The sequence below is a fragment of the Caldivirga sp. MU80 genome (assembly GCF_001663375.1).
GTDB lineage: Archaea > Thermoproteota > Thermoprotei > Thermoproteales > Thermocladiaceae > Caldivirga.
The window spans coordinates 1-13,826 of sequence record NZ_LCTF01000022.1 but is presented as its reverse complement, the minus strand read 5'-3'; the positions used below and the strand labels follow the sequence as shown (position 1 = coordinate 13,826).

At 49.7% G+C, this 13,826-nt stretch carries 14 protein-coding genes and 1 other RNA gene; 4 read left to right on the top strand and 11 right to left on the bottom strand.

Features of this window, described 5'->3' with window-relative positions:
- Window positions 1–40 precede the first annotated feature (40 nt).
- Window positions 41–325, top strand: coding sequence for a hypothetical protein (locus AAX04_RS07320; RefSeq protein WP_156519746.1), 285 nt, complete (start codon window positions 41–43; stop codon window positions 323–325).
- Here AAX04_RS07320 and AAX04_RS07315 read toward each other — a convergent pair.
- The 6 genes from AAX04_RS07315 to AAX04_RS07290 all read right to left on the bottom strand — a co-directional run bounded on the left by AAX04_RS07315 (window position 317) and on the right by AAX04_RS07290 (window position 5,095).
- Window positions 317–826, bottom strand: a complete 510-nt coding sequence (locus tag AAX04_RS07315) for a 50S ribosomal protein L11 (protein WP_084761261.1) — start codon at window positions 824–826, stop codon at window positions 317–319. The genes AAX04_RS07320 and AAX04_RS07315 overlap by 9 nt on opposite strands.
- 62 nt (window positions 827–888) lie before the next feature.
- Window positions 889–1,251, bottom strand: a complete 363-nt coding sequence (locus AAX04_RS07310) for a hypothetical protein (RefSeq protein WP_066796226.1) — start codon at window positions 1,249–1,251, stop codon at window positions 889–891.
- Between the two features lie 110 nt (window positions 1,252–1,361).
- On the bottom strand, window positions 1,362–1,796 hold the full coding sequence (locus tag AAX04_RS07305; protein WP_156519745.1) for a ribosomal protein L13e: 435 nt from the start codon (window positions 1,794–1,796) through the stop codon (window positions 1,362–1,364).
- A 118-nt stretch (window positions 1,797–1,914) separates the two neighbouring features.
- A complete protein-coding gene (locus AAX04_RS07300) occupies window positions 1,915–2,853 on the bottom strand; it encodes a site-specific DNA-methyltransferase (protein ID WP_066796299.1) in 939 nt (312 codons plus the stop codon).
- A gap of 351 nt (window positions 2,854–3,204) precedes the next feature.
- A complete protein-coding gene (locus tag AAX04_RS07295) occupies window positions 3,205–3,771 on the bottom strand; it encodes a hypothetical protein (RefSeq protein WP_066796224.1) in 567 nt (188 codons plus the stop codon).
- A gap of 202 nt (window positions 3,772–3,973) precedes the next feature.
- On the bottom strand, window positions 3,974–5,095 hold the full coding sequence (locus tag AAX04_RS07290; RefSeq protein ID WP_238377835.1) for a glycosyltransferase family 2 protein: 1,122 nt from the start codon (window positions 5,093–5,095) through the stop codon (window positions 3,974–3,976).
- A 139-nt stretch (window positions 5,096–5,234) separates the two neighbouring features.
- On the opposite strand from AAX04_RS07290, the gene ffs reads away from it, so the two are divergent.
- Together ffs and AAX04_RS07280 are read left to right on the top strand one after the other, a co-directional pair.
- Window positions 5,235–5,557: signal recognition particle sRNA (ffs, locus tag AAX04_RS07285), an RNA gene on the top strand.
- A 44-nt stretch (window positions 5,558–5,601) separates the two neighbouring features.
- Window positions 5,602–7,443, top strand: coding sequence for a threonine--tRNA ligase (locus AAX04_RS07280; protein ID WP_066796296.1), 1,842 nt, complete (start codon window positions 5,602–5,604; stop codon window positions 7,441–7,443).
- 1 nt (window position 7,444) lies between these two features.
- On the opposite strand, the gene AAX04_RS07275 is transcribed toward AAX04_RS07280, so the two are convergent.
- Window positions 7,445–8,038 carry a nucleotidyltransferase gene (locus AAX04_RS07275; RefSeq protein WP_238377834.1) on the bottom strand — a complete coding sequence of 198 codons (594 nt, stop codon included), beginning with the start codon at window positions 8,036–8,038 and terminating at the stop codon, window positions 7,445–7,447.
- Between the two features lie 307 nt (window positions 8,039–8,345).
- On the bottom strand, window positions 8,346–10,709 hold the full coding sequence (locus AAX04_RS07270; RefSeq protein ID WP_066796220.1) for an ABC transporter substrate-binding protein: 2,364 nt from the start codon (window positions 10,707–10,709) through the stop codon (window positions 8,346–8,348).
- A 143-nt stretch (window positions 10,710–10,852) separates the two neighbouring features.
- On the opposite strand from AAX04_RS07270, the gene AAX04_RS07265 reads away from it, so the two are divergent.
- The gene (locus AAX04_RS07265) at window positions 10,853–11,530 is read left to right on the top strand and encodes a helix-turn-helix domain-containing protein (RefSeq protein ID WP_066796217.1); all 678 of its coding nucleotides are present in this window, start codon (window positions 10,853–10,855) and stop codon (window positions 11,528–11,530) included.
- Between the two features lie 13 nt (window positions 11,531–11,543).
- Here the strand turns inward: AAX04_RS07265 and AAX04_RS07260 are convergent, their stop codons facing one another.
- The 3 genes from AAX04_RS07260 to AAX04_RS07250 form a co-directional block, all read right to left on the bottom strand.
- Window positions 11,544–12,593 carry a hypothetical protein gene (locus tag AAX04_RS07260; protein ID WP_084761260.1) on the bottom strand — a complete coding sequence of 350 codons (1,050 nt, stop codon included), beginning with the start codon at window positions 12,591–12,593 and terminating at the stop codon, window positions 11,544–11,546.
- 240 nt (window positions 12,594–12,833) lie between these two features.
- Entirely contained in the window at window positions 12,834–13,208 is a 375-nt protein-coding gene (locus AAX04_RS07255) for a hypothetical protein (protein ID WP_066796215.1), read from the bottom strand.
- The coding region (locus AAX04_RS07250; RefSeq protein WP_156519744.1) for a zinc ribbon domain-containing protein at window positions 13,195–13,826 on the bottom strand (632 nt) is incomplete at its 5' end. The genes AAX04_RS07250 and AAX04_RS07255, both read right to left, overlap by 14 nt.

Sequence of the window (13,826 nt, the reverse complement as noted above, 5' to 3'; positions counted from 1 at the left end):
CTAATATGCTTAACTGGGCTCCATGCATGGGGCAATAATTGTGGTTAGTGATGAAAGGGTTAAGGAGGCTGCGTTATTCATAAGCGAGGAGTTGGGCTTACCGCTACTGGTTGATGTGGGTAATGGGGTCCTGCCGATACTCAACGTTGATTCAGGTAAGGCTGTGTTGGAATCCTTAATTAAGAGGATTGACGAAGACTTCTTCATAATCATAGTGGTTGGTAAGGAGACTTGGAGGAGGCTCGGTGGCTTGATAACGCAGGTGGACATGGCCAGGCTCCTAATGAGGCTTGAGTTGAGGGGTGTTGGGGTTGGTTTAACCTGAGGTGGGCCCCTTCTCGTACTTGGATATTAACTCGTCATACACGCCCTGGTCAATCTCCTTAACCACTGCCTTAGGGTCCTTACCGTTAACCGTCAACCCAATGGACCTGCATGTGCTTACAACCTGCTTCAAGGCTGCCTTAAAGGTCCTGCTGCCCAACTCCTCCATCTTAATCAAGGCCACCTCAGCCACCTTTTCCAGGGGTAAGTCGCCGATAATCTCCTTACCGGCCTGGTGACTTGGCGTGTCCTTACCGGCTACCTTAAGCAAGATGTCGGTTATGGGTGGGTACTCCACATTAACCTTGATAACCCTCCTCGTTGAGTCATCGTACTCAACCTCAACGTTAAGGTTCTGGAAACCCAGTGAGGCAACGGACTTAACCTTATCATTAATAATGTTGGCCACCTCCTGGGCGTTCAATCCAGCACCCTGCAGCTGCTGCATGGCCTGAGGCGGTACCTTACCACCACTGGTCTGAATCCTAATAACCCTCTTCATCAGGCCCCATCCCCAGCACCTCTTTTAAACTTTAATCACAGGTAAGGTTTAGTTAAGCAAAGCTACTGGAGGTCCTCCCCAATCCTCCTCTCCTCGCCATGCCTAACTATCCTCACCCTCGTCTCTATGGGTATGTGCAGTCCCACGTTCTCCAGTATATTGTAAAGTTCACCATCGGTCAACTCCCCCAGTGCACCATCCCTATGAAGCTTAACCAGTTGCCTAAAAACCGCTAAGGCAGCCTCACCATACAGCTTAACCGCCTTATCAATAATCTCCCCAGCCCTCTCACCCTTAGTCATGGCCTTAACCTCGGCCACCACATCCATGGGCTTATCCTTAACCTCCTGCCTAGGTTGTTGGGCCATTAGGCTCATCAACTTCTTGAGCCTAATCAACTCAAGTTCAGGATCCCTATCACTCATACTAATTACCCCTAACCTAATGCGCTAGTTATAAAACATTCCCCTTGTTAAGCATCGGGGAATGTTAGGCAATGCGGCAAAGCCATATTCATTAATGCCAGGGTGGGGAATTAGGCGCCTCCCTTACGGAAAACCGCCTCATGCCTTAGCCTCAACTCACGCTGCCTCTGCTTCCTCCTCCACTTGTACTTGTGAGTCTCCCTTAAACCAATGCTAAGAAGTCCCCTAGCCCTCCTACCAGCCGGTGTAAGCCCCCTGAAGGCCCTACCCCTCTTAGGCTTAATGGCAACCCTCTTAGCCTCAGCCGGCAGTGGCAGCTGGGAGACATCCGTGACATTAACGACCTTGCTTAGGTACTCCTGAAGTGCCTTAATGTTCCACTCCCAGGTAGTCTTACGCCTGGCGTCAACAGGTATGCCGAGTAGTCTAGCCTCCTCAACGGTTAAGTTAACTGCCTTAACCTCACCAATAGAGAAACCCCTACCTGGCCTCACCTCACCTCCCCTAGGCGACTTAACCATAGCCACCGGTGGATTAATGGACACAGCGCAGCCTAACAACGTAGCATTAATAAGCTTTACCACGTGCTTAGGCGCATGGCCAGTTTAAGTACGTGAAGGTTCAATGCATGAATGCGCATAATCACCATAATGGTAGGGCAATTCATGAACCTCCACCTGCCGAGGAATGGTTAGGTAAGTACTCTGTTATCTTCTTGGTGGTTAAAATCTTACTCACCCTCTTCTCCGCAATCTTAACGTACTCCTCCTCTACGTCAATGCATATGAAGTGCCTCCCCGTCTTAGCCGCTGCAACGCAGGTTGTACCCGACCCGGCGAATGGGTCCAGGACTACGTCCCCCTCAAAGGTGTAAAGCTGGATACACCTGTACGGCAGTTCCTCGGGGAATGGTGCTGGGTGGCCAACCTCCTTAGCCGACTCTGGGGGAAACCTCCACACGCTCCTGGTGAATTCTAGGAACTCCTCCCTGGTTATGGTGTCTTTCTTGCTTCCCTTCTCCCTCCTGAAGCTTCCCTTGGACAGGATTATTATATACTCGTGCTGGTCCCTCAACACTGGGTTAACCGCTGATTGCCAGGAGCCCCAGGTCATGGATGCCCCACTGACGACGTCCCCCTTATCCCAAATCACCTCACCCCTTAGGAGGAAGCCAATCCCCTCGAACAGTTGTATGAGGTAGGCGTGAAGGGGCATGTAGGGTTTCCTCCCGAGGTTGGCCACATTGAAGCATGCACGCCCTCCCCAGACAAGCACCCTGTAGACCTCGCGCATAACCTCCCCGATGAAGTCTAGGTACTCGCCCAACGTCAAGTCCTCATCGTACTCCTTACCCACGTTGTAGGGTGGTGAGGTGACCATCAGGTGCACGCTGTTGCCAGGCAACTTCCTAAGCACGTCACGGGCATCCCCAAGGATAACCTTATCGAGAAGCTCACTAGGTACCTTATTCTCCACTAAGTCTTTAGGCGAGGGCTCGGGGAGTTTAACATCTTTGTAAAGCTTCCGTGAGTAAAATGGTGATGAGTCATGGCTCTCCCTCCCAGTTACACCAAAGCTGCTTGTCCGAGTCCTCTTAACCATGGCATCCACCATTATTGGTAATGATGCAGTCCCATTAATGAGTTTAAAGGGGTTATAAAAACCTTTAGTTTACGTCTCATCTTAGATTAGCTGTAAGTAATGAAACACTGAATGGGGAACCTTAAACCTACCTCACCTACCCAGTAGCTATTTATAAATTTTTGCCAGTGAAATGCTTAAATTCTGCCTAGGAGGGGTGGTGGTAGCCTCGGGCACGAGGCAACTGTGAGTGCCCGAGCCCCCAGCCCCGTGGGAAAACTGACCAATGATGCCCCAAGAATGGGGACAAGCCCCGACAAGGGATGAAGAATGATTAGGGACACAGGCATGCGGGGAACGGGGCATTGTAGGTTACAGCATGCGTATGTGGGTTATGAGGGCTATTATTAGGAAGAGTAAGGCTAATGATAGGCCTATGCCCAGTATTAGTCTCCCGCCGGTTATGAGTGACGCTATGGCTGTTACCGTTGAGGCCGCCACCATGATCCATGAGGCCAGTTCAAGGCCCCTAAACCTAATCACCCTCCTAGCCCTCCTAACCCGCCCGGTGGTTGATGGTGCTTGCTTAACAGCCCTCCCACCACTTCCCTCGCCCAGGAAGAATGGTGGCTTGGTTTCCTGGGTGGCGTTTGGGAATATTACCTTTAAAACCTCAACCACGTCACTCCTCAACCCCTGGAACTCACCCCTCCTAATGGCCAGTGGATCCACGTTGACACCCCTAAGTATCTCCTCAACGGCCTTGATCACGTCCTCCTCGCTGCACCCCTGGTTAAGTAGGTTGTAAACTATCGACGAGACCCTCCTGACCAGGCTTAGGTCACTTATAACATCCCTGAACTTGGTGTACCAGAGTTTAAAGTCCTCGGCCTCAAGCCTAATGCTAACTGGGTCACAGCCCCTCCCACCGCTCGACACGGAGTGCCCATGTTGGTGCACTTTTAAAACGTTTAGGAATCACCACAGGTATTCTCATGCCCAATGCACCGTGCGGCTTATTCAGAGGCCCTTAACTTGCCATCGATGCCTCCCTCATTCAACTAAGCCCATCTCAACCACCACTCCGCATCTTTGCCCATGGGGTGAGCCACAGTGTTATCCCTCATCATTAAAACAAAGACTAATACGCCTCAGGACCTTGGGTTGATGCAATGGTGTTGTTAACCACCACACCCCTGTACTTGAAGACGTAGACCTCTGCCATTATGTAGTTCGCCAGGAAGCCGAATATGACCCCTATCACATACGCCACGTAACCATTGACCCCGAGGACGTAGTGGAGTAGGTTAGTTACCGCGTAATTCACGGCGGTACCCACCAGGCTTGCTACGTGGTACTTCCCCAACCCCACTAGGTAGCCCACTGACCTATCCCTAAAGGTCCAAACCTTGTTTAGGGTGAAGTTGTTAACTATGCCGGCCTCTAGGGCCGGTATTAGGGATATGAAGTAGGGTAGGCCCAGGATCCTCCAGAAGGCGTGTAGGACCAGTTCAGACACAAAGAGCCCTATTACACCCACGGTGGCGAATTTGAGGGGCCTGTATTTGCTTATGGCCAGCAGGTTCACCGTTATCGAAACCAGCTGTTTAACGTAGTTCACTATTTGCCTAGCCCCCAGTTTAGATGAACCAGCCTCCCTAGTTCTGAAGACGTAGGGGACCTCCACCACGCTGCCAACCCTGCAGAGGGCTAGTATGTCGAGCAGTATCTTGTAGTCGCCGTAGGGCCTGTTTAGGCACATGACGCTTTTCTTAAAGGCGAAGAAGCCTGAGACTGGGTCCTTGATACCCCTTGCCGAGGGGATCAGTATGTGGGCTAGTGTAGCTGCTCCCCAGCTTATCACCCTCCTTAAAATTGGCCAATCACCGGCGATACCACCACCCTTAACGTACCTTGAGGCTATGGCCACGTCTGCACCGTTGGACACTGCCTCTATTAGCTTAGGCACAACTGAGGGTGGGTGCTGAAGGTCGGCATCCATGACGACTATCACGTTGCCCCTACTGGCCCTCACCCCATCTATGACGGCGCTGGATAGGCCAAGTCTCCTACCCCTCTCAATAACCTTAAGGTTAACGCCAAGCCCCCTAGCAGCCTCCTCAGCCACCTTGGTTGTGCCATCAGTTGAGCCATCGTCAACAATGATGATCTCGTAATCGATGCCCTTAAGGTTGGTGGCCAACTCCTCTATGAGCCTCCCCACGTTACCAGCCTCGTTAAGCGTGGGCACCACTATTGACACTGAGTCGCCCATCCCAATTTCATGTATGAATTGGTAAGGGCCCTTTAATAGTTTTCCCCAAGACAATACCACTAAATAACATAGTTAGTACTATATAGTTAGAACAGGGCTTAAAGGTTAAAAGGGGGCCTCAGCCCATTAACTGGGCCGGGCCTGGAGGGGCGCCACCCCTCCCCCTCCACGCGGGGGCCGTAGGTCTGCGGGGGCCGAAACCCCACACAGCCGTTGATTGGCCCAGTGTCGGGCCATGGGTACCGCCGTGATGGCCAGCCCCCTGAGACGCCCACCACCCACGCCCACAGCCGTAGGGTTGTGGGTAGTGGGACTCCGGTGAACCGGGTTAGGCCCGGGAGGGAGCGGCCCTAAGCCGGGGTGGGTGTGTTCAGGGGTCCACTGGCCTGAGCATGGGCCCATGGCTACGGCTGAGGTCAGTCAACGGTTGCGTGGGGGTTGGGCCCATTAGCCTTGTTGGGAAAAGCAAAAAACCAACCACCCCAGCCCCCTTTGTGAGGCTACTGTTAATACACGCTGGGGAGTTTTCATACGAGGTTAAGGATAAGGCTGTTGAGAACCCCGAGCCCCTAAGCGACGAGTTGAGGAGGGGTAGTGCCAGGAATACTCTAGTAGTCTTCACGACAATTGAGGAGAATGATAATGACTCACCTAGCTTCCTGGAGAGGGTTGTCAATGATGTCCTTGACGTTGCTGGTAAGGTTAAGGCATCCTCAATATTCCTCTACCCATACGCTCACCTAAGCCCAAACCTAGCCCCACCGCCAAGGGCCATGGCCATACTCAACGCCCTCTACGAGGCACTTAAAGGTAAGGCCAATGTGCCTATCTACAAGGCCCCCTTCGGCTGGTATAAGGCATTCAACCTAAGCTGCCTAGGGCACCCACTATCCGAGTTAAGCAGGACAATAACACCCCAGGAGCAGGCCCAGCCTAGGAAACCCTACACAAGGGACTACTACATAATAATCTCACCCGACGGCTCAATCCACGACCCAGCCAATTACAACTTCAGTGAGGGGGAGGGTGACTTGAAGGTTCTCGTTGAGAAGGAGGTCTTTAAGAGGGAGCTTGAGGGTAAGGAACAGCCCAGGTACATTGACTACTGCCTCAAGTTCGGCTTCGAGTGGGAGCCCCTCTCTGACGTTGGGCACATGAGGTATGGGCCATACGCCACGGTCATGATTGAGCTCCTGGACGACTACTCCTACCAGGTGGCCAAGTCGCTGGGCATACCGGTCTTCAAAATTAAGGGGACTAACATGTTTAGGCTCAGTGATAAGGCGATCAGTGAGCATGCTGGGTTATTCGGGGAGAGGATGTACGTGACTGAGTCCGATGAGGACCTTGTCATGAGGTACGCCGCCTGCTTCCAACAGTTCGCTATGATTAAGGACTGGGTCTTGAGCTACAGGAACCTACCCCTGGGCATGCTTGAGGTGGCTGATAGCTATAGGTATGAGCAGCCTGGGGAGACTGTACTGTGCTTCAGGTTGAGGAGGTTCTACATGCCGGACCTGCACATATTCGTGAAGGACCTTAAGGAGGCCATGGATGTTGGCCTAAGGCTCCATGCGAAGATATTCGAGGAGATTAGGAGGATTGGGAGGGACTACGTAAGCCTATACAACGTCACCAAGGAATTCCTGGACCAAAACAAGGACTACCTCGTTGAATTAGCCAGGAGGGAGGGTAAGTCAATACTGGTCAGGGTCCTTGAGGGGGCTAGGTACTACTGGGTCCTGAACGTGGAGTACCACATAATAGACGAGTTGAGGAGGCCGAGGGAGATAGCCACCTTCCAGTTCGACATAGGCAATGCCCAGAGGTTTGGGATTAGGTATAGGGATGTTGATAACAGCGTGAAGTACCCTGTCATAATACACACGGCCATATTGGGGAGCGTGGAGAGGTTCATATTCGCGCTACTGGACACTGCAGCCATAAGTGAAGCCCAGGGTAAGGTGCCGAGCCTACCAACCTGGATAACCCCAGTGCAGGTTAGGGTCATACCAGTCTCCAGTGGCTACGTTAAGGATGCAGTGGAGTTGGGTAGGAGGATTGAGGAGGCTGGCTTCAGGGTCGAGGTTGATGATAGGGATGAGACCGTGGGTAGGAAGATTAGGGATGCGGAGACCCTTTGGGTACCGTACATTGTTGTTTACGGTGAGCGTGAGGCTAAGACTGGTAAGCTGAGCGTTAGGGTTAGGGGTGTTGGGCAGGAGGCAATGAGCCTAGAGGACCTCATAGCCAGGTTGAGCAGGGAGACCCAGGGTTACCCAAGGAGACCGTTAACGGCGCCCATGCTGCTTAGCGTTAGGCCACCTTTACCTTAAACTAGTCTAGGTATATCCCGGAAACCTCAATCCTGTGGGTTATCCCACCCCTCTCATCCTCTGGGAAGGATTCAATGTACCTGCGCACCCTACCCTTATCCAACTCAACACCAGTCTTAGGGTCGGCCAGGACTGAGGCTAATTCCTCAAGGAACTCCTCAGCCTCATCAGTGGCCTCCCTAGCCTTCAACACTATGAGCCCCTCAAGCCTAATAGCCCTAACCTCCTCCCCATCAACCCTGACGGTAACCGTGTCGTTAAGTAACTCCTGGGGCATGTATACGTCCAGCAGGTTCTCCATTAAATCAACCCTAACAACCTCACCACCAACCACAACCTCATAATACACACCACCGAAGGCCGTTAAGCCAACATCCCAATCATTCTCCCTAGCAACCTCCTCAAAAAACTCCTCATCAGTCAACGTACTTTTGTTAAGCAGGAAAACATCAACATCATGAACATTCCAATCAATACCATAAGCCAGGGGAAGTACTAAACTACCCACAAGCACAAAGTCAACACCCCTCCCCCTAAACACCCTGGCAACCATTGATAAGGCCGCCACGTAAGGCTTAACACTAGGCCTACTCACATCAAGCCAACGAGACAAGCATTTTTCAACTTTTCCAACCATCATAACGGTGATAACTAATGACAAACCTTGCCCTTTAGGGCGGGGTCACCCCACTACGTGAGACTCAGGCGGTGGATTTATTAACCCCAGCCCTGTTAGGGTATTCAGTAGCCCCCATAAAAGGGGGTAACCTCCAAGACCCCAAGGAACCCCCGCCCTAAAGGGCGGGGAGGGGGTCAGAACTAATCATCCCTAAGATGAACATTTAAAGACTAGGAAAAAGGAGAAATTTGATTTTGAAGGAGGGTTGGGATTTGGTTTGTGTTTATCTTCTTCTCATTGCTATTACTGCGGCTACTGCTGCTATTACGATGACTATGACTACTATTCCGATTACTAGTGCTGTTGATATTACTGGTTTTGTCACGGTTACCGTACTCACTGCTGTTGTTGTCGTTACTGCAGTGGTGGTTGCTGTGCTTGTTACTGTTGCCGTTGATGTTACCGTTGAAACAGCAGTAGTAGTCGTGGTGGTAGTAGTGGTTGATGTAGTGGTGGTAACAGGAGTAGTCGTCGTTGTGGTAGTGGTTGTTGTAGTAGTGGTCGTAGTGGTGGTTGTGGTTACTGGCGTATACGGTATGTGGAAGTATGATGCCACAACCTCCTGGAGCTTGGGATCAGGTGTCGGTATGCCAAGGTACTTAGCATACCACTCATACTTCGTCCAAATACTACCATTGGCGATTGCTTGAGCAACCGGCGGCACTACGCCGGGTGGTGCTACTGCGCCTAGCCAGGCGTAGACGTATGCGAAGGCTGTTGATGCACCCCATGCTGAATAGTATGGTACGGTGAAGGCTGTGAACCACGGGTAGTTATCAACTATGTATGGTTGGTAAACCCAAAGTGGGTCTATGAAACTCTTAAGGTATTCAAACGGCTCAATCTTAGCTGCTAGCGGTATTACCGGTACCCAGTAGTGGTACCATGAGAAGATCACATCAAGGAGTTCATCATAGTCAGGAGTCCCTGGGTAGGATAGGTCAAATGCCCAGACCCAATTGGTGAAGTTTATGTAGCCTAACGTTGAGTTAATGCACCAGACAATCGTACCGTTTGGCGTTGTCATTGGACCATAAGGCGTGTGAATCACTGGCATATAGACCGGGCTGCATGTACCATTAGGCCACTGGAATGTCCAGGGTACTGAAACGTTGAACTCTGGGAATGACCAGAATGGCCACGATAAGAATGACCAGGCGCTGGAGTATGCCTTAGCGAAGGTTAACCATGCTATTGCGGCCTCAAATTGAGCCTTGGGGAATGTAGTACCCCAGTAAATACCAACGTCCTGCCCGATTAACTGTGTCTTTATCCCAAAGGCTGATAACTGCTCAGCGGCATCACTGGTCATAGTCATCCAGTCAGTCCAACCACTTGGCCCAAGTATCGTTATCGTTAATTGTGTGCCGTTTGGTAGGTACCACTGCCCACCTTTCTCATAAAGCCCATACTTCTGAAGGACTTGAGCTGCATAACTTGGGTTATACTCACATGGTATCAGGAACTGCCTAACGCTGGGTGGGTAGGTGCTCCATGTGTATGGTGGGGCTGGTTCGGGGGCGTACATCGGGTAGTTTAGGCCCCATGCCGCAACAACCTCACTCCTATTAATCACATCACACAAAGCCTGCCTAACCTCAGGGATGTTGAATGGGAAGGTGTATGGCGTTATGGTAATACCCCAAGCACTGTAGTCAAACCATAGATAAACACCTACGCCACTCTTGTTAAGCACACCAACCTGCTGCTCAGATAAGCCAATACCACCCCACGTTGCCTTACCAGCCAGGAAGGCGCTCATGGCCTGGGTATTACCTGCAACGTACCAATTAACTATGGTTGGGTTGTAGTCATTCCAGTTTGCGAATGGGAATATCTCCTCCCACCTAGCCAACAATGGCACTCCATTGTAATACATTGGTTCAAGGGTTATGTCGATGTAAGTGGAGCTTAGGTACGTTAAGTAATATGGACTTAACGCCCAATAGGATGGCACAAACTCCGTGATGTTTGTTGAGTATTTAACAGCTTGCGTTAGGTTCATAGTCCTGAGCTTATCAATAATGGGCTTCCAAACGGCGTAAGGTGTGCTTATCCAGCTTGGAAGCATCCAGTAGGGTATGAAGGTAGTCCACTTCTGGAATAGGAATTGTATCGTGTAGTTGTTCAACACCCTAATATCCTCATCAGTAAGGGAGTTGTTAATCCATGGTGAATACCACCAGAACGCCTTCATACCAATGTAGAAGTATGCGTAGACGTCCCAGGCGGTGAAGGGTATCACTGCAGAACCATTAAACCAATACAAACCTTTCCTAAGGTAGATGGTGAATAGGGCTGAACCATTAGGCAAAATTTGAATAGTCCAGTTCTTAGCTAAAACGGGGTAGAATTGGCCAGTGAATGGGTTGTAAAAGGCTAATGGTACCCATGTGGCTACTGAACCAACTATGTTGCTTGGGGCGTATGGGTTAAAATTAGGGCCCGATGGTACATAAATCAACGTACCCGGAATAGCTTGAATAATTTGAGGCTTCTGCTGAGCATACACCACATTGATACTGTACGCCGCCACCATTACCATGATTACCATTACTGATATGAGTATGTATGTTCTCGCCTCCATATATATCTCTATACTTTTACATCTATTTAAGCTTTTCATAATATCTGTTCAATACATCTATGTAAAATATGCACTGATTTAAAAGTAGTTGAGGTCTGGTGTTGGAATAAACTTAATATAGATGCTCTAAACACCTTAACCCCGTGCTCGGCCTCAGTATTAATGTTAGGCACCTTGGTGATTGGAGCGCCCTAACGCATGAGTTCAATGGAGTTTGTGTTAATGGCTTATACTCACACCTCGTTAATCACGGTGAACTTAGTCTTGAGGTTATCGGCATTCATAGCCCACACTCAACTGCACTCAGCGGCTTCCTAAGCTCCTTTAGGACTGGTGGTAACGTGCTTAAGGTACTTCACGTTAATAGGGTTTCAAGGAACTACGCCGAGGTTATTTACCTGGCACCCATTGGTGGTGTCTTGAAGTACATCATAACCTCCAATAATGGTATACTGGCCGAGTCCAGGGTTATGGGTGGGTTTAAGTGGTTTAGGGCCTACTTCCTGGATGAGAAGGATGCTGAGGGGGTTTGCAGTGAGCTGAAGAGGCGAGGCAGTGTTGAGCTTATTAAGTGTGAACCTATTAAGGTGGCTAGGCATAGGGAGCCATTGTTCAGAGGGGGTAATGCGCTAGGCGTGTTAACGGAGAGTGAGGTTAAGGCGCTTAAGGTGGCCTACAGGTTGGGTTACTTCAGTGAAGTGAAGACTGCAAATCTAAGCGACGTGGCCAGAGCCCTGGGTGTGGGTAAGGCAACGGCGAATCACCACATAAGAAGCGCTGTGAGGAAGATCGTGAAGGTCTACCTCAACGACTCTCCCTAAGATTAACTGTTTCTTAACCCCTCAGCCACCTTAACTTGCCTAGGGTGGTATCCACATTAGCGACGTATACACCAATTGCATAGTCACTCACACCGCCAACCCAAATCAACCACTCACCCCACTTAACCAGGCCATCGCCAAATATGACCCTGGGCCTATCCCCATACTCCTCCTCAATACCACTCGGCGCCAGTAGGTAGTTGCTTATGGCGAGTAGGTCACCATCACCGTTAACTATGGCTAACCCATTCCTGTAGGAGTAATCCTCCTTAACTACACCATGCCAACCAACAATGTACTCATTGGGGGATAGCTTAACGGTGTTGGTTGACCAGCCAACCTTGAATTCAAAATCCTCGAAGGGCAGGATGGGCTTCATGGAGTCCTCACTAATAGTTAACTCACCTAGGTCAGCCTCACTGAACCAGCCAACTTCAATACCATTAATGTTAGGCCTAGTTAACATTGACGCTGAATCCCCCTCAACCTCAATGAAGGCTGAGTCCTTCCACCAATCGGGAGTGTAAAAGTCATTGTTCTTAGCTCTAATTCTGAAGTAACCCCTCCTAACCGTATTCAACTCCTCATCAAGTACGGCGAAGGCTTGGTGGGCCCTTGGCTTCAACTCATTGTTGGCCATGTAGTACCCCCAACCTGTGTACAGCATTAAGTATTGGTTACCGTGCCTAATAACCCTTGGGTCTTCGCAACCCCTAAACTCCCAAAGCTCCCTAGGCCACATTATCACCTTAGCCTCAATAGGCCTAGCCACACCACCATTAACGACGTCACTAACCTTAAGTCTAATCAAACCTATACTTGAGATGTAGTTTAGGTAGTCAAATATGACCCTAGGGAATATTAGTAACTCATCACCCTTAAGCACGGCGGCGGGGTTAAAAACCTCCACAGGTTTACGTGGGTAATTAACAATATTAACATCGCCTGGTGTTATTAATAGGGTCCTCTTAAAGGCATGCTCAATTACATTACGCCTAATACCCCTACCCCCATTAAGCAATTCCCTAACCTTACCATACAGCCTATCAACCACATTACTCATGGTACTTCAAAATTTACATCGGCATTTAGTTTATAAGCATTGCACCTGAATACATTAATTTATAAACCTAACCACGTGCCCTAGGCCAATACTCCCTTATGCAGATGATTGGGTTGGCTAATCCATTTGGTGTTAATGCCCTATATAGTTCGCCACTTCCATCATTAACATCCCAGTATATCCAAGTTCTGACCCCTTCCCCGCCCTTTTAGGGGTGGGGGTTTCTTGGGGTCTTGGAGGTTACCCCGCTTTCATCGGGGCTACTGAATACTCTAGCTCCGCTGGGGTTAATAAACCTAACGCCAAATTCTCACGTAGTGGGATGACCCCGCCATAAATGGCGAGGTTTGCCATTATCACAATCCTAGGCTTGTAGTAGCTTGGATTCACATGCCTAATGTTTAATAGCATGGGGCTTACCTTGTTTATGAAGCCACTGCACCAATCCTCAATACTTTGAGCATCCCAAATACCAGTTGTTACGTATTGTTCACGGAAGAGTGCATACCAATTAAAGACACCATCCTCAGTATACTCCTCCGTTACCGCTGGAATACCCATTGAGTTTAATAGGCCTGAAACACCACATTCATTAACGTAATCATCGAAGGGCATATGACCCCCTCCTCGCCCTTTTGGGTGGGTTTTTCACTGTGGGGGTCTTGGTTGTTACCCCCTCTTTGGGGGTTAATGGTTTTACACCATTGGTTGTTACTATGTAGCTCAGTATCTTCTTTGGTATTGGTGCTTCGTAGCCTGCCTTCTTTGCTATGTTTCTCGCTGCGTTTAAGTCTGCGTTAATCTTTATGCCCGTTACTGGGCATATGTATAGTCCTCTCTTCACTCTACCATTCTCGTGCTTCATGCTGCATATTGAGCATTGTTTGCTAGTACCATACTCATTCACTATGTTGAGTTTAATCCCATACTCCTCAAGCACATCCTTAAGCCAATTAATGATTTTGCTGAACCACCAGATGTTTGCATTATACTCGTTGCCATCATCCTGGCTAACTAGGTATGGGTATCCGATGAACACCTCATCAACACCCATTTCATGCATTGCCCTCGCAAGGAACCTAATTGCCGTGCGGTAATAGTGCCTTAGCCTCTCGTGTTGCTTGTAAACAGCATGAAGGTGGAATGCATGGTACCTCCTCCATGACTCAAAACCATGGTTTTTGAGCCAATCCCTAATTGATTGGTAGGTTTTGGTTTCACGCTTCCACCAGT

What these genes read in the sequence shown, in the direction of transcription:
- AAX04_RS07315 (WP_084761261.1), bottom strand. Translation starts at nt 826, where the DNA reads ATGAAGAGGGTTATTAGGATTCAGACCAGTGGTGGTAAGGTACCGCCT.
- AAX04_RS07310 (WP_066796226.1), bottom strand. Translation starts at nt 1,251, where the DNA reads ATGAGTGATAGGGATCCTGAACTTGAGTTGATTAGGCTCAAGAAGTTG.
- AAX04_RS07300 (WP_066796299.1), bottom strand. Translation starts at nt 2,853, where the DNA reads ATGGTTAAGAGGACTCGGACAAGCAGCTTTGGTGTAACTGGGAGGGAG.
- AAX04_RS07270 (WP_066796220.1), bottom strand. Translation starts at nt 10,709, where the DNA reads ATGGAGGCGAGAACATACATACTCATATCAGTAATGGTAATCATGGTA.
- AAX04_RS07260 (WP_084761260.1), bottom strand. Translation starts at nt 12,593, where the DNA reads ATGAGTAATGTGGTTGATAGGCTGTATGGTAAGGTTAGGGAATTGCTT.
- AAX04_RS07255 (WP_066796215.1), bottom strand. Translation starts at nt 13,208, where the DNA reads ATGCCCTTCGATGATTACGTTAATGAATGTGGTGTTTCAGGCCTATTA.